We start from the raw sequence: 20074 nt of genomic DNA, 5'->3' as shown, positions 1-20074 counted from the left end.
AGATAAGCACAAAAAAATACCCGGTTACAGGTATTTTTTTGACATAATTCAATTAATAAATGAATAAACTTAACTTTTTGTGTAGCTCAATGTATTAGAGTTTCCGCTATTGATCGTACCATTATAGGTGTTTACAGTACGACCATTATCTCTCACAGTTATGGTGTAAGATGTTGAATTACCACTGTAAATGTTTACATAGAATTGATAGGTTCCGGATGGTCCTCCATTGGTCCAAGTAATGTTTTCTGAATTACCTCCGGCACAGTTTCCGGTACAATCTACATCTAATGCGCCACCAGAGCTTGACTGGGGATTGCTAAAGGATAACGTTTCTCCACTAGGATCTCTTACATATAAATCTAAATCTGCGCTACCAGACCAGGTAAGATTAAATCGAGGACTTCCGTCTTGTCCCTGTAATCCACCACAATCTGCTGGATCGACTAGTCCTTGACAAGAAGGTTCATCACAATTACCGCAAAGCATGGCTACATCCCTGATATTACCTCTAGAAATGTTACCGGCCGATGTTTGTGCAAATTCATAACACTTAATATCGTGGCACACCTGTGAGAGGTCTGCACAAATGCCTTGGTTGATCAAGAAATCAAAATTTCCGGCTCCCGAAGTCGCTCCATTAGTATTTATCGGTACAAAATAAATCGGACCTGTAGTCCCAAAGCGCATTCCTACAGCATTGACATTACCGTTTGGGGCATTAAAAGAAATAGAATTAGTCATAGCCTGTCCCGAAGCGATGGGTACTACAGCAGAAGACCCATTACCGATAGTAATAGATTCGTCAATTTGTGCAGTACTTGGATCTACTACAAAAGAACCGGCAGGAAGAACTAAATTATCGTTCATGATATTTGCAATTTGTGCTGGATCAGAAATCCCAGGGTTTCCTGAATCGCCATTGTCCTCGCTACAACTGTAGCAGAAGAGTAATCCAATAATCGTAATTAGATAGAAATTTTTCATTTGAATGGTATTTTTTGTTCAACCAAATCTACCCAGCAAACAAGCACAAAAAAATACCCGTAACAGGGTATTTTTGGTTCATTATAAAAGTGCCTTAGGCACTAAAAATCATATTTTTTCTCAATGGCATAACGCAGCAGTTCTCCTTTTCCGTGGAGTCCTAGTTTACGAATGATATTTTTTCTGTGAGTCTCAACAGTGGATACAGAATTAAAACGAATAGTCGCAATTTCTGAGGAGGTTTTTCCTTGTCCGATAAGGGTTAATATTTCGCGTTCACTTTTGGATAAAACTGTTTTTTTTGTCTTCTGTTCAGTATCTTCTGAGAAGAAAGAAGGGTCAATCGTGGCATCATAATAAGTATTGCCTTTCATTACTTCATGAATCGCAGTTAGTACTTCTTCCAGGGGAGAGTTTTTTAGTAAATATCCTACAGCTCCGGCAGTTACCATTTGCCGTACTGCATCTTCCTGATCAAACATAGAGAATGCTATAATTTTAGTATGTGGTAGTTCTTTTTTAATGATTTTAGTAGCAGCAATCCCATCAATCTTGGGCATGCGGATATCCATAAGCACTACTTTGGGCTGTTTTCTTCGTACAATCTCCAGCAATTCCTCTCCATCATTGGCCATTCCTACGATGCTAATTTCTTCTTCATATTTTAATAATAAATGGATACCGTCTATAAGTGACTGGTGATCTTCTGCTATGGCTACTGTGATCATATTGGTATGTTTATGATGATGATGGTTCCTTTTCCTATGGTAGAATCAATCTCAAAAGTTCCTTCCATATGTTCTATCCGTTTTTCAATACTTTTTAATCCCATACCATCTTTTTCGGGTAGTGTTTTTGAATTAAATCCTTTGCCATTGTCCTCAACGATGATATTAAGTAGTGAATCGTGATTGGTTAACGAAACTTGGATTTCGGAAGCTTGAGCATGTTTAATGGTATTGGTAATAAGTTCCTGGATGATCCTGAAAATTGAAATCTCTAGAGCATTGTCCAATCGCTCGTCTAGTCCATAGTCCTGTACTTCTATTTGTAATTGATTACCGTTTGATGCTTTTTGCGCTAAATTCTTTACTGCTGGTAGCAATCCTTGTTTTGCCATCACACCACTGTTTTTTTCGTGTGCGATCGTTCTCACTTTTTGATAGGCTTCATCGAGCAGAATATTAGTTTTATGATACAATTCTTGGATATTTTGCGCTTTGGGATTGTTATGATTATTTTTTAAGTGATCAAAATGTAGTTTAACAGTGGCGAGCGTACTCCCTAAATTGTCATGCAGGTCATTGGCTAATCGTTGTCGCTCTTTTTCCTGACCGGAGATCATGGCATCAATAGCCGTAAGCTCCTGTTCTTTTAATAGTTTCTCGGTTTTTTGAATTTCGATTTCTCGTTCTTGTTCTGCGATCCGTTGTTTTCGTTTGGTGTTTCTGTAAATCAGAATAGCAATGATGCTTCCTAAAAAAAGGGATCCGCCTAGGCCTAGAGCAATGTTTTGATTTCGCTTCTTTTTTTGTTGCTCAATTAGTATTTGTTTTTCTTTTTCGGCCGTTCGGTATTTTGTTTCATATTCTGAGACAAGTTGAAGATTTTTTGCTTGATGATTATCAAGTTCATTAATTAAATACTTATTATAATATTGCATACTTTTAGCTGAATCACCTTTGGTTTCATAAACTTTATATTTCCAAAAATGTATGTAGGTCTTTAATAACTTAAACAAATAATCATCATTACTTATTTCAATATCATTAAGTAATCCTTCACTTTTTTTTAATAGTCCTTTTTCAAATTGTAAAACAGCATTATTTATTTTAGCAGCCTGCAGACGTTCTTTTTCAAAATAACCATTTAAATTCTTTAGTATACTTATGGAATTAGACAAATAAATGAGACTACTATCTAAATTTTTGGTAACTAGTTGATGATACGCAGAGTTTGTTATTTGAAGCTTAGCCTTTAAAAAACTTGGACTATCTTCATCAATAATATTGTTAGCTTTTATATAATAACGATGTATTCTCTCTGGGGTTTTATAGAAATATCTTTGTGTAATACGATAATCATAGAAGGTATATATTTGTTTGTCTAATTTACTACTGGCATTATCTTGAAATTCTTTTATAAAATATTTGTAGGATGTATCATCAATCATAATATTGAATCGTTCGTAGATTTCTAGTATATATTTAATTGATTCACGAATTAATATCTTGTCTTTTCTTTTTTTTGCAATTTCTAAGCTTTTTTTGAAAGCTTTAAAACCAGAGATTTCATTACCTTCTTTTAAGTAATAATATAAACCACTGTTTAATGTTGCAATATTGTTTCGAACAGAAATAGGATTACCCGTGTTTGCTTTTTTGTAATTTTCTGGAAAGAATCCTAGATGGATAATATTCAAAAATGTATTTAGTTCGCTTCTTATTTCATTGTTGGGTAATTCATTCAATAAAGTTCTTGCTTTATTGTAGTTTCCGGTATTAATGTAATTGAAAAAAATCTCCATCTCATTTGCATTTGATGAAATGGAGAACATTAAAAATATCAACAAAATTTTTTTCAAGTCTTTTAGTTTACTTTATAATAGAGCGATCAGGAATACACGGTCCATGTTTGCACCCAATATCTTTGGGAATGGGAAATGGTGCGTTAGAGCTCAATTTTCTGGTTGATATTTCAGAATAAGCCTCTCCATCTCTAATCAGACGGTAAGGATTTAAGTAAACAGATTTATCTGGGTTTGAAGGGTCAAAAAGATGTTGTGGAGGTGGGTTTAAAGTAAAATTAGTTTGTAATGTCATTCCTGCTTCAAGAGGTGAGTTAAGAATGATATCTTCATTAAGTATTTCATTATTAACAAGAAATGGGGATACTGAAATATTTAAAAATACATCAACTCCATCAACGCTATCTTCAAAATTCATATCAGGAGAGCCAGATAATCCCATAGTGATAGCTCCTCTATAATTTTGTAATTTAAAGTCGCAGTTATAAAGGTAAAAAGTGTTAGAACTTCCTCCTTGTGCAGGGATGTCTTGAATACTATTTATTTTGATATATATCATGTAGAAGGTTCCATAATCCTGTGAGCCAAAAACTGGTTGCCAAACATCTAAGTCTTCTAAACGAATTACGAATTTTAAATTTTCATGTGCCATAGTAGCGTTAATTATTTGTATAGTTATTTAGTCTTCAAAAAATATTCCTTTGGGTTGATTCTGTAATATCTCATAAAATTTATCAAATTCTTGCCAAGTTGCATCTAATTTATAGTTCAATGGAAAAGTGATAGGTTTTATTTCCTTATTACCCAGATTATCTCTTACTATCGCAGTAGTGAAAAAATCATTAAAGGTTACAATATATAAATCACTTATTTCTTCGTCAGGAGAAATTTTTTCTCTTATCTTTTCTAATATATCAAGTTCGGCATAAAAACCTATTGGGACTTTTGGAGTACACCTAATATCAGGAAATCGGTTAAAATCTTTCCAATCGTTGTTGAAATTTGCATTAATAAGTAATGGTACTTCAAATTCAAGATTCTTTTTTCTAAAGGAAATATTTACTTTAAAATTAGACTTAAAGTTATTTATTTTTTCAATTCTAGAACTGTAAGCTTTTGAAAACTCTTCTGGATCATTCGGAACCTCAGAATCTAGTTCTAAGTTTTTTTTGTTGATGTCAATTTTTTTGATTTTGGAAGTCCAAAACTTTGATATTTTTGAATTGGAGATATATTCATTTTTAAATAAATCAAAACGGATGTACTTTTCTCCGTAACCCGGGGAAGGATCACCAATAAATACATATTTACAACCGTTTTTCTCTCCATAACCACTTATTAAAACCATATGAGCCATAGAGGTATTTAATTTTAGAATAATAGGAGAATCATTTTTTTGGAGTTGCTCAATTATAAAATCAATGTTTTTAAGCTTATTAATTTCTTCTGATTCTTTGCATTTAAATCCTGCTTGATCAAAAATTTTGATAAAGTGTTTGTCTTTTAAACCAATATTACACTCATCAAAAACTTCGGTTGAATTGTTATAATTACAACAGTTAGTAAGGTTAGTTTTATCATCACTGTTGTTGGTTGAATTGTTCGTGGAATTATTTGTGGTCTTGTCTGAGGAGTCATTTGTTGTCAAAGTATGATTCTTGTAATAAGATACTATTTGACATTGACAATTACCTATTTTTGATTTAGATTTAAGTCCTTTAATCATTTTTTCTACACATGCTGCCCAACACCAATATGAGTTTTCGGGTTGTGAAACGTGTTGAAGGTCAATAAAGCGATAAAATCTATCTTCCATTTTCGGTTTTTTTAATCTCTCTAAATCTCCTCAAAAAAATAAAAGCATTCCATACCCAATACAAGGTATTTTTTCTTTTTCGGGTTCAATGATTCCAAAAAAGAATGTATCCACTTATCAAAAGATATGGATCTTATCTACAATTATTTAATTGAAAACTAGGGGTATAGTTTGTTTATTCTGGTCTCAAATACGTTTTTAACGCAAAAAGTAATAAAATAAAGATAATAAAACCGATGAGAATAAAGATACTACCTTTGTAATATTTACGATGTAGTTTTAGATCTTTTCGGTAACTAAATATCATCAAAATGACAAAAGCAACTACAAAGCAACCTGCAAATATCCACTGACCAGTACTAAACATAAATCTTTATTTTGCAGCAAAGATATAAGTTATTTACATATCATTTCTGATAAATTTATTACATCGAAGTTCTTTCCAGGATGTATGGGTGATCAAAATAAAGTTTAATAACTGTGTTGAAAAAGTTTTGGGTAAATTCAGATTGAAGATGATATATTTTTTAATTTTCGTCCTAAGAATTATCAAAACTTTTAACTACATAATGAAAGATAAAATCGCTGCTGTACAAGAATTTCATACAGCTTTTGAAATTGGATATAAAAATCAGCCTGTGGCCAATCTTGGAGAGGCTAAAAACAAACTTCGTTTCAATTTGATGAAAGAAGAAAATGAAGAATATCTTGAAGCTGCTCAGAACAATGATCTGGTAGAAGTCGCAGATGCCCTTGGAGATATGTTATATATTTTATGTGGTACGATTATCGAACACGGTATGCAGCATAAAATAGAAGAAGTGTTTTCGGAAATTCAGCGCAGTAATATGAGTAAGCTAGGAGAAAATGGCAAGCCTATTTATCGTGAAGATGGTAAGGTGCTTAAAGGACCTAATTACTTTAAACCCAATATCAAAGAAATTCTGGATAGATAAAAATGCAAAACAAAAAATGCCTCAAGGAATTCCTCGAGGCATTTTTTAATATCTAAATTCATAATTCGTAATTCGTCAATCGCAATTAGAGAATTACACCTTCACTCTCCATCCAAAAGGATCATCAGCTTTATTGTACTGTATATTCATTAACTCTTTTTTGAAATGAGAAGCGTAAGAGTTTTCTTGTTTGTCCAGTTCATAGTGCTCGCCTTTGTAACCAAAAGCTTTAACAGGACTAACTACAGCAGCGGTTCCCGCTCCAAAAATCTCCTTTAAACTACCATTTTTATGAGCTTCTACGATTTCACTGACTTTTATAGGTCTTACCTCTATGGTATATCCTTGTCTTTCTGCCAGAGCTATCAAACTTTTTCTAGTGATTCCATCCAAAATTCGATCGCTGATGGGGGCAGTCAGTAAAGTGTCGTTGATTCTAAAGAAAACGTTCATAGTCCCCGCTTCTTCTACATATTCGTGAGTATTAGAATCTGTCCAGATGATCTGTTGGTATCCCTGTTCTTTAGCAAGTTTTGTTGGATAAAACTGACCCGCATAATTACCTGCAGCTTTTGCGTATCCAAAACCTCCGCTAGCAGAACGGCTAAACTTTTCTGCAACCAATACACTTACGTCTCCACTATAGTACGACTGAGCAGGAGAACAAATAATCATAAAACGATATTGGTCTGCTTCTGATGCAGAAACGCTCGGTTGTGTTGCAATTACAAAAGGTCGAATATATAATGAATTGCCAAAACCCGGTTTGATCCACTCATTATCTAACTTGAGTAGAGTGTTTAAGCCATCAAAGAAATACTCTTCAGGAAATTCGGGCATTGCTAAGCGCTCCGCAGATTTGTTAATTCTTCTGAAGTTTTCATCAGGTCTAAACAGAAAAGTATCGCCTTGGTCGTCTTTATATGCTTTCATTCCTTCAAAGACTGCTTGACCGTAATGAAATACTCTTGCAGATGGATCGAGTGTAAGAGGTCCATAAGGAACAATTTTAGGTGTTTGCCATTCGCCATTTTCATAATCGCACACAAACATATGGTCAGTAAAAACTTTACCAAAAGCTAAGTTTTCAAAATCTACTTGTCCAATTTTAGACTGATTTACTTTAGTAATTTTGATCTCTTGCGGAACTGCATTTCTCATCCGATTGTTATTTATAAGGTTGTGAAAGTTTTTAATCAACTGCTTTACTGTTTCCCAACAGAACCTGAAGGATTCCTAATGTTGGGATATTTTATATTTTAAACAAAAATACCCTTTTCTTGTAAATTAAGAATTTTAAAAATGTTTAATTTTGCCAAACACTATTAATAATAATGTATTATGAAAAAAATCGGACTATTTTTTGCAGTATTGTCATCTTTGTTAGCTTGTAATTCTGTTCAAAAAGAAAAAGAATCTTTCTCGGTTCAGGATATAGCGTTAAGTGAATATAGTAGTTACGGAGGTGAAATCTCTGCTGAAACAGTTTTGTATAAAGGTGCTATTGCCGATAAATATAAAAGTCTTAAAGAAGGGGATACGATTGATGTGGCATTTTCTAGCACGGTAAATGATGTTTGTAAAGCAAAAGGTTGCTGGATGAAGGTGGCGTTGGATGACGAGCAGACTACGATGGTAAAATTTAAGGATTATGGTTTTTTTGTTCCAAAGGATATAGAAAACGATACTATCATTGTACAGGGCAGAGCATATGTATCAGAAACTTCGGTTGATGAGTTGCGTCATTTAGCCTCTGATGCAGGTAAATCTGAGGAAGAGATTGCAGCGATCACCGCTCCAAAGAAAACCTACTCATTTATGGCAGATGGGGTTTTAGTAAAGCAATAATGGAAAAAAACCTGAAACGTGAGATTATAATAACTTCTGATGGCTCTTCTACAATTCATTTTCCTGAGTTAGATGAGCATTATCATTCTAAACACGGCGCCATCATTGAGGCAAAGCACGTTTTTATCAAGCATGGCTTCGAGTATATTTTGTCTTCTAAAAAAAAGTCTGAATTGCGCATTTTGGAAATTGGTTTTGGAACCGGTTTGAATGCTTTCATCACATATCTTGAAGCAAAAAAAAATCAACAAAAGACTAACTATGTTGGAGTTGAGGCCTATCCTGTAGAAATGTCCGAAATTAAACTGCTTAATTATGTAGAACAATTATCTGCCGGTGAAGAACAGGAGGTTTTTGATAGAATGCACGAATCACCTTGGGAGGAGCAAAATACGGTATCCTCTAATTTTTCTTTAAAAAAACGTAAGCAGTTTTTTACACAGATTAAAGACGAGAATAGTTTTGACCTGATTTATTTTGACGCTTTTGGAGCAAGAGTGCAACCAGAATTATGGGGGGTAGAAATATTTACAAAAATGTATGATGCTCTTGTCGTTCAAGGGGTGCTGGTTACTTACGCTGCAAAAGGTAGTGTAAGAAGAGCGATGCAAGAAGTTGGTTTTGAAGTAGAAAGGCTTCCAGGTCCACCTGGTAAACGAGAAATGCTGAGAGCTATAAAAAAATGAATTTATAGTTTATTCAGAAAACTTGCCAATAGTTATTTGTTAAACCTATAATAAAGCGATAGGTTTTGTTAAAAGGGGATGCTATTTTGCAGTAAATAACGCAACAATGAAAGTTTTAATTACTGGGGCAACCGGGCTTATTGGTCAGGAAATTGTAGGGCTTTGTCATCAATCCAATATCGATGTAAACTACCTTACAACAAGTAAAGAAAAGCTTACTTCAGAAAAGAACTACAAAGGATTTTTTTGGAATCCGTCATCTGGTGAAATCGATATAAACTGCTTTGAGGATGTGGAGGTGATCATTAATCTGGTAGGAGCGACTGTAGCAAAACGTTGGACAAAAAAATATAAACAAGAAATTATTGATAGCCGTGTGGATACAGCTTCCCTTGTTTTAGAATCTTTAAAAAAAATCAAGCATTCCGTAAGACACATTGTTTCGGCTAGTGCTATTGGTGTTTATCCGGATTCTTTTCAAAATTATTATAAAGAAAATACAGATGAGGTGGCTTCGGGATTTCTTGGAGAAGTAGTTACCAAGTGGGAAGCGGCGGTTAGAGAATTCGAAACCTTAAATATCGAAGTAGGACTGCTTAGAATTGGTCTAGTGCTTTCTGAAAAAGGAGGAGCATTTCCGAAAATCTCAAAACCCATAGAAAAAGGTGTAGGCGCAGCTTTTGGAAACGGTAAACAATGGCAGAGTTGGATTCATCTAGAAGATCTGGCGCGCATGTTTATGTATGCAGTAGAAGAAGAATTATCAGGAGTCTATAATGCTGTTGCTCCTAATCCGATTTCTAATGATCGATTAACGCATGTGATTGCAGATCAAATGGGTAAAAAGATAATATTACCTAATGTACCTCGATTTATGATGAAACTGATTTTAGGAGAAATGCACGTTATACTATTTAGTAGTCAAAGAGTTTGTAACGATAAAATCGCAGAAGCCGGGTATAAATTTAAGTATGAAAACATTACTCAGGCAGTGGGAGATCTGGTATAGTGTTTCTAATAATTCACAAGATAAAAGGTCAGCATTTTTTCTAATGCTGACCTTTTTAGTATATTAATTCCTAATCTCGAACTATGCTTTGTTAGCTTTTAAGCTTACTTTAAGTTCGATATCATCGTTGATAAATTTATCTCCTAAGTTCTCAAAAACAGACTTAGAACCGTAATTTACTCCCCATTCTGTACGATTGATAGTAAATACTTCACTTGTTAAAGTCATTGTGTCTCCTTCTACAGATGTCGAAGCCGGAAAAGATATATTTTTCTTTATTCCTTTAATAGTAAGGTTTCCTTCAACCATTGATTTTCCATCTTTTTCAGAAATGCCTGTTACTTCAAAAGAAGCAGTTGGAAACTTAGCTACATTAAAGAAATGATCTTCTTTTCCTTCACCTTCACCTTTTAGATGTCCTTCTAGACCTGCTTTATCATCACCTTCCAGATCTGTTACATTAATAGAAGTCATATCAATTACAAAAGATCCACTTTGTATTTCTCCTTCCTGTGCTTTTACCTTTCCTTCAGAAATACTAATGGTTCCAGTATGTTCTCCGGTAGGTTTTTTACCAGTCCATTCTATAGTACTTGCCTCAGTATCTACTGCATATGTGATAGCTTCTGCAGGAGCTTCTACTACTTCTTCTGCTGCGGTTGCTTCAGATTCATTTTTTTTCTCACCCTTACAAGATGCTGTTGCTGCTATTATAGCAGTGATAGCAAATAAGTTTATTAATTTGGTTTTCATAATAATGTTAGTTTATAGTTTTAGAATACCAAAATTATTTTTTTAGAAAAGGAATATTCTTAAATATATACTAAAATATTCCTGTGACATTATGACATTTATTCAAAAATGGCAGTACTTTTGCATCTTCAAAAAGGAAACTAATAAAAAGTACTGTTTACATGAGTAAGAAAAATAAAAATACTGAAGATGTAAAGGATCAAGTAGAAGAGACACTTGATACAACTGTTGAGGAAACAGAAACAGAATTAGGAGTAGAAGATGTAGACGTTGAAACGCAATTAAAAGAAGACCTAGCAAAAGAAAAAGATAAATTCTTAAGACTTTTTGCAGAGTTCGAAAATTATAAAAAGCGTACTTCTAAAGAGCGAATTGAATTGTTTAAAACAGCAAGTCAAGATGTGATACAATCAATGTTACCTATATTAGATGATTTTGATCGTGCTCTTAAAGAGATTGAAAAATCTGCAGACAAGGACGTAATAAAGGGTGTAGAACTTATCCATAACAAACTTAAAGAAACTCTGAAAAGTAAAGGATTGTCTGAAGTGGAAGTTCAAGCAGGAGACGCATTCAACGCTGATGATCACGAAGCAATTACACAAATTCCTGCACCAAGTGATGATCTAAAGGGTAAGATTGTAGACGTAATAGAAAAGGGATATAAATTAGGAGACAAAGTCATTCGCTTTCCTAAGGTGGTAACCGGACAATAAGATAAATTACATGAAAGAAGATTTTTATGATATTTTAGGAGTTAGCAAAAATGCTAGCGAAGCTGAAATTAAAAAAGCATATCGTAAAAAAGCGATAGAATATCATCCGGACAAAAACCCAGGCGATGCTACTGCTGAAGAGAAATTTAAGAAAGCGGCAGAAGCATACGAGGTGCTAAGTGATCCTGATAAAAAAGCAAGATATGATCAATTTGGTCACCAGGCGTTTGAAGGCGCGGGTGGTTTTGGTGGTGGCGGAATGAATATGGATGACATATTCAGTCAGTTTGGTGATATTTTTGGTGGCGGAGGCTTTGGAGGTTTCGGTGGCTTCGGCGGTGGCGGAGGAAGACAGCGTCGTGTAAAAGGAAGCAATTTGCGCATACGAGTAAAGCTTACTCTAGAGGAGATTGCGAACGGAGTTGAGAAAAAAATCAAAGTAAAGCGTAAGGTTCAAGCTCCTGGAACAACCTATAAAACCTGTGGAACCTGTAATGGTAGTGGTCAGATGACAAGAATTACCAATACAATTTTGGGTAGAATGCAAACTTCTACTACCTGTTCTACCTGTGGTGGTGCCGGACAAACTATTGATCATAAACCATCAGATGCCGATGCACAAGGTTTAAAAGTTTCGGAAGAAACTGTAAGTATTAAAATCCCGGCAGGTGTAGAAGATGGAATGCAGCTAAAGGTAGCTGGAAAAGGTAACGAAGCTCCCGGAAACGGAATAGCGGGAGATCTTTTGGTTGCTATAGAAGAACAAGAACATCCATTATTACAGCGTGAAGGTGATAATCTTCATTATGATCTGTATATAAGCTTCTCTGAAGCCGCTTTGGGAGCGTCAAGAGAGATCGAAACGGTTTCAGGTAAGGTGCGTATTAAGATCGAAGAAGGAGTGCAGAGTGGAAAAATATTAAGACTTAGAGGAAAAGGAATCCCAAGTATTAACGGATACGGAAAGGGAGATCTATTAGTGCACGTAAATGTTTGGACACCAAAAACCCTTAACAAGGAGCAAAGAGAATTTTTTGAAAGAATGGCACAGGATGAGCATTTTAAGCCTAGCCCTGATAGCAAAGACAAATCATTTTTCGAAAAAGTAAAAGATATGTTTTCGTAGAAATATGGAATCATATGTACTATGATTATAATCATAGCTAAATGCTGATTTTGTTTAATAAAAATTTGTATATTTGAAACATCACTAGCGCATTTAGTGATAATTTTTCTTTTTCATAGCAATTTTTTTCCCATCCTTAATACTTGTATTTAGGGTGGGTTTTGTTTTTATAATGGTTAGATTTGATCATATGCTGCATTTTAATTTATACATAATTTAAAATAATTATGAGGCAAGATTATTACACAGCAAGACTTAATATGTGGTAGTTTATTTCATTTCATTAATATTTTGACGTACTTAGCATCGTATTTTAAACTTAAAGTAAATTACATTTTTATATGACCAATCTTTTGGAAGTACAACAAGCAACAAAGCAGTTTGGAGATTTTATTGCTCTGAATGATGTTTCTATAAAAGTGCCAAAAGGAAGTATTTTTGGATTATTAGGTCCTAACGGTGCCGGAAAAACAACTTTGATAAGAATTATTAATCAAATTACATTGCCCGATACAGGGAGTGTATTTCTTGATGGTGAACCACTGCAACCTCATCATATTAAAGATATAGGCTATTTGCCAGAAGAAAGAGGTTTGTATAAATCTATGAAAGTTGGTGAGCAAGCTTTATACCTTGCACAACTCAAAGGCTTGAGTAAAAAAGAGGCCAGAGAACGCTTAAAATATTGGTTTGATAAATTTGATATTTCTCATTGGTGGGATAAAAAAATACAGGAACTATCTAAGGGGATGGCACAAAAGGTACAGTTTATTGTTACAGTACTTCACAAACCCAAGTTGTTAATATTTGATGAACCTTTTAGCGGTTTTGATCCAATCAATGCTAATGTTATTAAGGATGAAATTCTTCAATTACGAGATGAAGGCGCTACAGTAATTTTTTCTACCCATAGAATGGAAAGTGTAGAAGAATTGTGCGATCATATAGCACTGATCAATAAATCCAATAAAATACTGGAAGGAAAAGTTTCTGATATTAAAAGAGAGTATAAATCAAATACATTTGAAGTTGGCCTTTTGTCTGACGACAAGGATGAATTACAGAAAAACTTGCAAGATAAATTCGTGATCACACCTGCTGACTTCAAAACCATAGAAGATCAGCTTAAATTAAAAGTATCATTAGATCAAAATACCACACCTAATGAACTGTTAAGATATTTATCCGATAAGGCACAGGTAGTTAGATTCAATGAAGTAATACCAAGTGTAAACGAAATATTCATTAAAACCATTACCGAAAATGAGTAGTAATTTACAGTTAATCATTAGAAGAGAATTTATCTCACGTGTACGCAATAGAACGTTTATTGTGATGACGTTCTTAAGTCCTTTAATTGTAGTGGGAATGATTGCTTTGATCACTTGGCTAACAACTCTTAATAATGATGATGTTAAAAAAATCGCGGTTGTTGATGAAACATCTTTATTTATTCCTGACCTAAAGGATACTGATGAAGTAACATTTATTGATTACAGTAAAGTGAATTTGGAGACTGTAAAGGATTCGGTGATATCAAAGAATCTATATGGACTGCTTTATATCCCAAAAAAAGACTCTAATCAAGAACTGTCTGGATCTATACAATTTTATGCAGAAGAATCTCCTAATTTTTCAGTGTTAAATAGAATAGAGCGCATTATTGCTAATAAACTCACTAAACAGAATTACATAGCTGAGGGGTTGAATTTAGAAACGATAGAAAATGCTAAAGCAAAAATAAATATTCAGATAGAAAACTTTTCGGGAGAGAAGACTTCTAAAATGTCAAATTATGTAAAAATGGCGTTTGGTGGTCTTGCCGGATATTTGTTAATGATGTTTATTATTATATATGGTAACATGGTTATGCGATCGGTAATTGAGGAAAAAACCAATCGTATAATCGAAATCATCATTTCTTCTGTAAGACCGATGCAATTAATGATGGGTAAAATTTTAGGAACTTCTTTTGCCGGAATCCTTCAATTTCTTGTTTGGGTAATCCTTGGAGGAGTTTTATTATTAGTAGCAACAACTGTATTTGGTGTTGATCCGCAACCGGTAGGAGTCGATCCATCCGTAGCTTTACAAGAGAATAATCAACAAGAAGTTCAACTTCTGATTCAAGATATATTGAAGCTTCCATTACTAACATTAGTACTTTCGTTTTTTGTGTACTTTATTGGAGGTTATTTTTTATACAGTTCGATCTATGCTGCGATTGGAGCAGCAGTCGATAGCGAAACAGATTCACAACAGTTTATGCTACCTATTATACTACCTTTGATGTTGGGTATTTATGTAGGTTTCTTTGCAGTAATAGAAAACCCACATGGCACTGTTTCTACAGTTTTTTCTATGATTCCGCTGACATCTCCGATCGTAATGTTAATGCGGATACCCTTTGGCGTTCCGTGGTGGGAAATATTGTTGTCTATAGTATTACTCATCGGAAGTATTATTTTTATGGTATGGCTAGCGGGTAAAATCTACAGAATTGGTATCTTGATGTACGGTAAAAAACCTAGTTATAAAGAATTGTTTAAGTGGTTAAAATATTGAGATGATTCAAGAAGAAATTAAAGAACAGGTTGAAGAAATAACAGAACAGGTAAAGGAAGTTATAGAAGAAGATGTATGGGGCACTATCAAGCATTTTCTAGACTATGAAATATTTCATTTTGGAACAAAAGATCCAGTAATACTCACCGTTCGCGTAGTGGTTTTGGTAGCCATCTCATTATTATTGGCTTCCATTTTTCTAAAGTTCGTTAGAAGGATTATTACAAAAAAACTAGCGCATCAGGATAAGATCAAATTTGAATCTGTATTTTCTTTTGCTAAGTATTTTATCTATCTGATTATCCTTTTTATTACTTTGGATAATATAGGATTTAATATTACTGCGGTTTTTGCAGCATCGGCCGCACTGTTGGTGGGAGTTGGTTTAGCACTGCAGACGTTAATTCAGGATATTATATCAGGCGTTTTTATTTTTATTGACAAGACCGTTCATGTAGGCGATATCATAGAATTAGACGGAAAAGTTGGTAGAGTAGAAGAAATAAAATTAAGAACTACAAGAGCGGTGACAATTGATAATAAGGTTTTGATAATTCCTAATCATAAATATCTTACTTCTACACTATATAACTGGACTCAAAATGGTTCGATTACTAGAGAGGCTGTAGAAGTTGGTGTCGCCTACGGCAGTGATACTGCTTTGGTAAAAAAATTATTAACACGCGCAGCATTAAGTAACAAAAGTACTTTAAAAGAACCACCTCCATTGGTATTGTTTACCGGTTTTGGTGATAGTTCTCTTAATTTTAAACTAGTTTTTACAATCAACGATAGTTTTCAGGCGGCAATTCCTAAAAGTGAAATAAGATTTGAGATCGATCGTTTGTTTAGAGAGCATAATGTAAATATTCCATTCCCACAACGAGTAGTGACTATGGTAACACCAAAAGAATAAACTATAGTAGCCCCTAGATAATTAATATGAATAATCAGAAATTACTTATAGTTTATTGTATAATGTTTGGCATGCTACATTCGATTAGATCTCAAGATACGGATTTGGCAAGAATCGAATATGCCTATATACCGCAATCTAAAAGTGATAATGCTTATAGTAGATTTAGAATTTCTGGTAATTATCCAATTAAGATAAATGAGAAAGGAACCTATTTAGTTTTATCTTTTCAGTATAGATTGAATAGCTTACAGTTAAATGATGATACTATTGTTGTAGACAAAGTTGGATTAGAAGAGTTTCATACGATTGGGTTTGAACTTGGGTATACATTCAAAATGAAAAATGATTGGAGATTTGGTGTGAAAGGGGGGGCAAGACTTTCTTCTAATCTGGAAGCTTCGGGAATTGATGAGGATGATTTTAGGTATGCAGGTTCAGTGTATTTTATAAAAAGCTACGGAGATAAGAATTCACCAAAGACGGCCAGATTAATTTTAGGCCTAAGATATGCATCACCGGCAAGTATTAATTTCCCCTTACCTATTATTAATTATTCAAAAAGATTTCATCCTAGTTGGTCTTATGCACTAGGAACTCCAAAAACGAGTATAAAATATTTTTTTAACGAAACAAATACATTACAAGCATTTATAAGTTTAGACCGTTTTTATGGTAATATTCAGAATAACAGAGTGTTTGTAGACGAAAATGGGGAGACCAAAGTGGCAGCAAATGCTTCCATGCTACTTATAAATAGTGCTTTGGGATATGAATATTATTTTACGGAACACTTATTGTTCTATGCATATGCCGGATATACGTTAAGCAATGAAATCCGTTTAAGAGATAGAAATCAAGAAAATGTTTTAATTCTCAACGATAGGAATACTTTTTATCTGCGAGGTGGAATTAAATTAAAATTATAATGGCGAAAATATTAGTAATAGAAGACGAGGCAGCAATCAGAAGAGTATTGGTTAAGATATTATCAGAAGAAAGCGATAAATACGAAGTTTCTGAGGCAGAAGATGGATTGGTAGGTATTGAGAAGATCAAAAATGAAGATTATGATTTGGTGTTGTGTGATATCAAAATGCCTAAAATGGATGGTGTAGAGGTTTTGGAAGCTGCTAAGAAAATCAAACCAGAGATTCCAATGGTTATGATTTCAGGACATGGGGATTTAGATACTGCAGTTAATACAATGCGATTAGGAGCATTTGATTATATTTCAAAACCGCCTGATCTCAATCGTCTGTTAAATACAGTTCGTAATGCCCTAGACAGAAAAGAACTTGTTGTAGAAAACAAAATGCTTAAAAAGAAAGTCTCTAAGAATTATGAGATGATTGGAGAGTCTGATGCAATTTCGGATATCAAAAATATTATAGAAAAAGTTGCGGCCACAGATGCCAGAGTTTTAATAACCGGACCAAACGGAACCGGTAAAGAATTAGTAGCGCACTGGATTCATCAAAAGAGTGAACGTTCTAAAGGCCCAATGATAGAAGTGAATTGTGCTGCGATTCCAGGAGAACTTATCGAAAGTGAACTTTTTGGTCACGTAAAAGGCGCATTTACATCTGCCAATAAAGATCGTGCCGGTAAGTTTGAAGCCGCTAACGGAGGCACCATATTTCTTGATGAAATTGGCGATATGAGTCTTTCGGCTCAAGCTAAAGTATTAAGAGCATTACAAGAAAATAAAATTCAGCGTGTAGGAAGTGATAAAGATATTAAGGTCGACGTCCGTGTAGTTGCTGCAACAAATAAAGATTTAAAAAAGGAAATTGCCGATAATAAGTTTAGAGAGGATTTATACCATCGACTAGCAGTTATTTTGATCAAAGTGCCAGCCTTAAACGACCGTAGAGAAGATATTCCTTTACTAGTTGACTATTTTACCCAAAAGATTGCCGGAGAACAAGGATCGACGGTAAAAACGTTTTCTGACAAAGCTATCAAGCAATTGCAGCAATATGATTGGACGGGTAATATCAGAGAGTTACGTAATGTGGTAGAACGACTTATTATTTTAGGAGGTAAAGAGGTAAGCGAAGAGGATGTTAAACTTTTTGCCGCGAAGTAAGAAGAATTCTTATCTTTCGACTTATCTCTAAAACTATGCGCCCCTAAAATGAAGAGAGTACTAATTACTATGATACTACTATGCGTTTGTTTGATGTCAAACGCTCAATATGAACCTAGCGCCATAAATTATGGTTTGGTAGCTATCAAAAGTTTTGGTTCTGCAGATGAGATTGGGTTAGGAGCTAGAATTGAATATGCTCCTAATTGTTACACTACGTATTTAGGAGAATATAATCGATTATTTTCACTCAGCGCTGATGATGAGGTAGAAGGCTATAACGAATTGGCTCTTGGAGTGAACCTGATTTTATTCAATTGGTATCCTACCACAATCACCGCAGGATTCGGTTATATAGGAAATGATAGTAGTGTGTTTGAGGAGATTGAAGATGATGCACTTATCGCTTTCAGAACAGGCAACTTTAATCACGGAGCCCAAATCAAGATAAGAGCATTACATCAGATAGCAATTCCTGTTCATATCTTCGCAGAACTAAATATAAAAAGCCTAGGTAATCAATATCATACCTTTCTTATAGGATTTAGCTATGATTTTGATGCAAGATAAATACTAAACATAATAGGTAAAGAAAGTATTAATTATTCCTATTCTACTGATTTTGATCAGCATGCTTTCACAGGAGGTTTATCAGAGCGGCACCATAGATTTTGGATTAGGAGCTGTTATAAGTGTAGGTTTACAAGAAGAAGTAGGCTTTGATATTAGATTTCAATTTATATCATCACCCAGAAAAACTAGCTACATTGTAGCGTATCATCGTTTTTTATCAAAGAACTCGAAAATGCTGGATTGTATAATGATATCGGTTTTTAAATAACATTCTATTCATTCATAACGAAACCCTCAATATAACTGCAGGAATTGGTTATGTTGGAAACGATTATGAAGTGCTAAGTAAAAAGAAGATATTTCTAATCTTTTATTTCTACAGGTAATTTAATAAAGGAGTCTTACTTAAATTTAGAGGATTATATAATAGTACTAATCCGATTCATCTATTTGTGGAGTTAAATCTGAAAAGTTTTAGAAGACTTTATGATACCTTCTCTTTTAGTCTTGCCTATTCTTATTCTTAGGATATTTAATCTTCCTTAACATTTTTCTTTTTAGAGGCATTCAAAACTTTAGTATCTTACCAGAGATAATACAAAATCAGAATATGACTAACATAAATCACGAGGATTTTCGGGTCACTAACCCAATAGACTTATCAAAAATCCCTACCTCTTATGACTTGGATGCCAGCGAAAAAAAGATAGAAAAAGAGCTGGAAGAGGTAAGAGAAAAACTAGGTAAATTTCAGGATACTATTTATGCACACGATAAATATGCTGTACTCATTTGTTTACAAGGAATGGATACAGCCGGAAAAGATAGTCTGATTCGCGAAGTATTTAAAGATTTTAATAGCAGAGGTGTTGTGGTACATAGTTTTAAAGTACCCACAGAATTAGAACTGGGGCACGATTATTTATGGAGGCATTATATTGCATTGCCACAACGGGGTAAGTTTTCTGTCTTTAATAGAACACATTATGAAAACGTTTTGGTAACCAGAGTACATCCGCAATACATATTGAGTGAAAAATTACCAGATGTCCATTCAATAGAAGATATTGACGATGCCTTTTGGGAAAAACGTTTTGAGCAAATCAGAAACTTTGAAAAGCATATAGCTGAAAATGGGACGTTGATTTATAAGTTTTATCTTCATTTATCTAAAGACGAACAAAAAAATAGGTTATTAAGAAGGTTAGAAAAGAAAGAGAAAAACTGGAAATTCTCTTCAGGAGATCTCAAAGAAAGAAAATTATGGGATAAATATCAATCCTGTTATCAGGACGCCATCAATAAAACCTCATTACCACACGCTCCCTGGTACGTGGTTCCGGCAGATAATAAACCTGTTGCAAGATATATTGTTGCAAGGACTTTATATGATACACTAAAAGAATACAATGACATCAGAGAGCCAGAACTGGACGAAGAAACAAAATCCAATATAGAGTTATACAAACAGCAATTAGAAAACGAATAATAATATCATTAAAGA

The 20074-nt window shown here is 34.0% G+C and carries 22 protein-coding genes; 14 read left to right on the top strand and 8 right to left on the bottom strand.

The features are described 5' to 3' along the window. Nucleotides 1-69: 69 nt before the first annotated feature. The 6 genes from ACE94K_RS21035 to ACE94K_RS21010 form a co-directional block, all read right to left on the bottom strand. On the bottom strand, nt 70-987 hold the full coding sequence (locus ACE94K_RS21035) for a YfaP family protein (RefSeq protein WP_378177180.1): 918 nt from the start codon (nt 985-987) through the stop codon (nt 70-72). A 101-nt stretch (nt 988-1088) separates the two neighbouring features. Then, the gene (locus ACE94K_RS21030; RefSeq protein ID WP_378177177.1) at nt 1089-1715 is read right to left on the bottom strand and encodes a response regulator; all 627 of its coding nucleotides are present in this window, start codon (nt 1713-1715) and stop codon (nt 1089-1091) included. Next, the gene (locus ACE94K_RS21025) at nt 1712-3514 is read right to left on the bottom strand and encodes a sensor histidine kinase (protein ID WP_378177174.1); all 1803 of its coding nucleotides are present in this window, start codon (nt 3512-3514) and stop codon (nt 1712-1714) included. The genes ACE94K_RS21030 and ACE94K_RS21025 overlap by 4 nt, the downstream gene beginning before the upstream one ends. 67 nt (nt 3515-3581) lie before the next feature. After that, nucleotides 3582-4166 carry a hypothetical protein gene (locus tag ACE94K_RS21020; RefSeq protein WP_378177171.1) on the bottom strand — a complete coding sequence of 195 codons (585 nt, stop codon included), beginning with the start codon at nt 4164-4166 and terminating at the stop codon, nt 3582-3584. Nucleotides 4167-4193: 27 nt separating this feature from the next. Next, entirely contained in the window at nt 4194-5330 is a 1137-nt protein-coding gene (locus tag ACE94K_RS21015; RefSeq protein WP_378177168.1) for a hypothetical protein, read from the bottom strand. Between the two features lie 175 nt (nt 5331-5505). Then, nucleotides 5506-5697 carry a hypothetical protein gene (locus ACE94K_RS21010; RefSeq protein WP_378177166.1) on the bottom strand — a complete coding sequence of 64 codons (192 nt, stop codon included), beginning with the start codon at nt 5695-5697 and terminating at the stop codon, nt 5506-5508. 202 nt (nt 5698-5899) lie between these two features. Here ACE94K_RS21010 and ACE94K_RS21005 point away from each other — a divergent pair, with 202 nt between their 5' ends. Further along, nucleotides 5900-6286 (top strand): hypothetical protein, encoded by a 387-nt coding sequence (locus tag ACE94K_RS21005; RefSeq protein WP_378177163.1) that lies wholly within the window; start codon nt 5900-5902, stop codon nt 6284-6286. 93 nt (nt 6287-6379) lie between these two features. Here the strand turns inward: ACE94K_RS21005 and ACE94K_RS21000 are convergent, their stop codons facing one another. Next, nucleotides 6380-7447, bottom strand: a complete 1068-nt coding sequence (locus ACE94K_RS21000) for a branched-chain amino acid aminotransferase (protein WP_378177161.1) — start codon at nt 7445-7447, stop codon at nt 6380-6382. A 180-nt stretch (nt 7448-7627) separates the two neighbouring features. Here ACE94K_RS21000 and ACE94K_RS20995 point away from each other — a divergent pair, with 180 nt between their 5' ends. From ACE94K_RS20995 to ACE94K_RS20985, 3 genes are all read left to right on the top strand, one after another. Next, a complete protein-coding gene (locus tag ACE94K_RS20995) occupies nt 7628-8134 on the top strand; it encodes a DUF4920 domain-containing protein (RefSeq protein WP_378177159.1) in 507 nt (168 codons plus the stop codon). A gap of 11 nt (nt 8135-8145) precedes the next feature. Next, the gene (gene mnmD / locus ACE94K_RS20990; protein ID WP_378184342.1) at nt 8146-8820 is read left to right on the top strand and encodes a tRNA (5-methylaminomethyl-2-thiouridine)(34)-methyltransferase MnmD; all 675 of its coding nucleotides are present in this window, start codon (nt 8146-8148) and stop codon (nt 8818-8820) included. Nucleotides 8821-8926: 106 nt separating this feature from the next. Beyond that, nucleotides 8927-9829: a TIGR01777 family oxidoreductase gene (locus ACE94K_RS20985; RefSeq protein ID WP_378177157.1), complete on the top strand. Its 903-nt coding sequence runs from the start codon at nt 8927-8929 to the stop codon at nt 9827-9829. Between the two features lie 81 nt (nt 9830-9910). Here the strand turns inward: ACE94K_RS20985 and ACE94K_RS20980 are convergent, their stop codons facing one another. Beyond that, nucleotides 9911-10582: a YceI family protein gene (locus ACE94K_RS20980; RefSeq protein ID WP_378177154.1), complete on the bottom strand. Its 672-nt coding sequence runs from the start codon at nt 10580-10582 to the stop codon at nt 9911-9913. Nucleotides 10583-10743: 161 nt separating this feature from the next. Between ACE94K_RS20980 and ACE94K_RS20975 the strand changes: the two genes are divergently transcribed. From ACE94K_RS20975 to ACE94K_RS20930, 10 genes are all read left to right on the top strand, one after another. After that, nucleotides 10744-11298 (top strand): nucleotide exchange factor GrpE, encoded by a 555-nt coding sequence (locus ACE94K_RS20975; RefSeq protein WP_378177151.1) that lies wholly within the window; start codon nt 10744-10746, stop codon nt 11296-11298. 10 nt (nt 11299-11308) lie between these two features. Further along, nucleotides 11309-12424 (top strand): molecular chaperone DnaJ, encoded by a 1116-nt coding sequence (gene dnaJ / locus ACE94K_RS20970; protein ID WP_378177148.1) that lies wholly within the window; start codon nt 11309-11311, stop codon nt 12422-12424. Nucleotides 12425-12765: 341 nt separating this feature from the next. After that, complete coding sequence (locus tag ACE94K_RS20965) at nt 12766-13695, top strand: ABC transporter ATP-binding protein (RefSeq protein ID WP_378177145.1); 930 nt, start codon at nt 12766-12768, stop codon at nt 13693-13695. Then, entirely contained in the window at nt 13688-14989 is a 1302-nt protein-coding gene (locus ACE94K_RS20960) for an ABC transporter permease (protein WP_378177143.1), read from the top strand. Before ACE94K_RS20965 ends, ACE94K_RS20960 begins: the two co-directional genes overlap by 8 nt. Before the next feature lies 1 nt (nt 14990). Further along, a complete protein-coding gene (locus ACE94K_RS20955; RefSeq protein WP_378177140.1) occupies nt 14991-15905 on the top strand; it encodes a mechanosensitive ion channel family protein in 915 nt (304 codons plus the stop codon). A gap of 71 nt (nt 15906-15976) precedes the next feature. Beyond that, a complete protein-coding gene (locus tag ACE94K_RS20950) occupies nt 15977-16834 on the top strand; it encodes a DUF6268 family outer membrane beta-barrel protein (RefSeq protein WP_378177137.1) in 858 nt (285 codons plus the stop codon). Beyond that, entirely contained in the window at nt 16834-17997 is a 1164-nt protein-coding gene (locus tag ACE94K_RS20945) for a sigma-54-dependent transcriptional regulator (RefSeq protein WP_378177134.1), read from the top strand. The genes ACE94K_RS20950 and ACE94K_RS20945 overlap by 1 nt, the downstream gene beginning before the upstream one ends. A gap of 48 nt (nt 17998-18045) precedes the next feature. Then, the gene (locus ACE94K_RS20940; protein ID WP_378177130.1) at nt 18046-18567 is read left to right on the top strand and encodes a hypothetical protein; all 522 of its coding nucleotides are present in this window, start codon (nt 18046-18048) and stop codon (nt 18565-18567) included. Nucleotides 18568-18628: 61 nt separating this feature from the next. Continuing rightward, a complete protein-coding gene (locus ACE94K_RS20935; RefSeq protein WP_378177127.1) occupies nt 18629-18838 on the top strand; it encodes a hypothetical protein in 210 nt (69 codons plus the stop codon). 342 nt (nt 18839-19180) lie between these two features. Then, nucleotides 19181-20059: a PPK2 family polyphosphate kinase gene (locus ACE94K_RS20930; RefSeq protein ID WP_378177124.1), complete on the top strand. Its 879-nt coding sequence runs from the start codon at nt 19181-19183 to the stop codon at nt 20057-20059. Nucleotides 20060-20074 lie beyond the last annotated feature (15 nt).

Source organism: Aquimarina besae (assembly GCF_042434905.1).
GTDB lineage: Bacteria > Bacteroidota > Bacteroidia > Flavobacteriales > Flavobacteriaceae > Aquimarina.
This window is presented reverse-complemented; position numbering and strand designations above follow the sequence as displayed.

What these genes read in the sequence shown, in the direction of transcription:
- ACE94K_RS20950 (WP_378177137.1), top strand. Translation starts at nt 15,977, where the DNA reads ATGCTACATTCGATTAGATCTCAAGATACGGATTTGGCAAGAATCGAA.
- ACE94K_RS20930 (WP_378177124.1), top strand. Translation starts at nt 19,181, where the DNA reads ATGACTAACATAAATCACGAGGATTTTCGGGTCACTAACCCAATAGAC.
- ACE94K_RS21020 (WP_378177171.1), bottom strand. Translation starts at nt 4,166, where the DNA reads ATGGCACATGAAAATTTAAAATTCGTAATTCGTTTAGAAGACTTAGAT.
- ACE94K_RS20965 (WP_378177145.1), top strand. Translation starts at nt 12,766, where the DNA reads ATGACCAATCTTTTGGAAGTACAACAAGCAACAAAGCAGTTTGGAGAT.
- dnaJ (WP_378177148.1), top strand. Translation starts at nt 11,309, where the DNA reads ATGAAAGAAGATTTTTATGATATTTTAGGAGTTAGCAAAAATGCTAGC.
- ACE94K_RS20960 (WP_378177143.1), top strand. Translation starts at nt 13,688, where the DNA reads ATGAGTAGTAATTTACAGTTAATCATTAGAAGAGAATTTATCTCACGT.
- ACE94K_RS20945 (WP_378177134.1), top strand. Translation starts at nt 16,834, where the DNA reads ATGGCGAAAATATTAGTAATAGAAGACGAGGCAGCAATCAGAAGAGTA.
- ACE94K_RS21000 (WP_378177161.1), bottom strand. Translation starts at nt 7,447, where the DNA reads ATGAGAAATGCAGTTCCGCAAGAGATCAAAATTACTAAAGTAAATCAG.
- ACE94K_RS20980 (WP_378177154.1), bottom strand. Translation starts at nt 10,582, where the DNA reads ATGAAAACCAAATTAATAAACTTATTTGCTATCACTGCTATAATAGCA.
- ACE94K_RS21015 (WP_378177168.1), bottom strand. Translation starts at nt 5,330, where the DNA reads ATGGAAGATAGATTTTATCGCTTTATTGACCTTCAACACGTTTCACAA.
- ACE94K_RS21030 (WP_378177177.1), bottom strand. Translation starts at nt 1,715, where the DNA reads ATGATCACAGTAGCCATAGCAGAAGATCACCAGTCACTTATAGACGGT.
- ACE94K_RS20940 (WP_378177130.1), top strand. Translation starts at nt 18,046, where the DNA reads ATGAAGAGAGTACTAATTACTATGATACTACTATGCGTTTGTTTGATG.
- ACE94K_RS20955 (WP_378177140.1), top strand. Translation starts at nt 14,991, where the DNA reads ATGATTCAAGAAGAAATTAAAGAACAGGTTGAAGAAATAACAGAACAG.
- ACE94K_RS20995 (WP_378177159.1), top strand. Translation starts at nt 7,628, where the DNA reads ATGAAAAAAATCGGACTATTTTTTGCAGTATTGTCATCTTTGTTAGCT.
- ACE94K_RS21035 (WP_378177180.1), bottom strand. Translation starts at nt 987, where the DNA reads ATGAAAAATTTCTATCTAATTACGATTATTGGATTACTCTTCTGCTAC.
- ACE94K_RS21025 (WP_378177174.1), bottom strand. Translation starts at nt 3,514, where the DNA reads ATGGAGATTTTTTTCAATTACATTAATACCGGAAACTACAATAAAGCA.
- ACE94K_RS20985 (WP_378177157.1), top strand. Translation starts at nt 8,927, where the DNA reads ATGAAAGTTTTAATTACTGGGGCAACCGGGCTTATTGGTCAGGAAATT.
- ACE94K_RS21005 (WP_378177163.1), top strand. Translation starts at nt 5,900, where the DNA reads ATGAAAGATAAAATCGCTGCTGTACAAGAATTTCATACAGCTTTTGAA.
- ACE94K_RS20935 (WP_378177127.1), top strand. Translation starts at nt 18,629, where the DNA reads ATGCTTTCACAGGAGGTTTATCAGAGCGGCACCATAGATTTTGGATTA.
- ACE94K_RS21010 (WP_378177166.1), bottom strand. Translation starts at nt 5,697, where the DNA reads ATGTTTAGTACTGGTCAGTGGATATTTGCAGGTTGCTTTGTAGTTGCT.
- ACE94K_RS20975 (WP_378177151.1), top strand. Translation starts at nt 10,744, where the DNA reads ATGAGTAAGAAAAATAAAAATACTGAAGATGTAAAGGATCAAGTAGAA.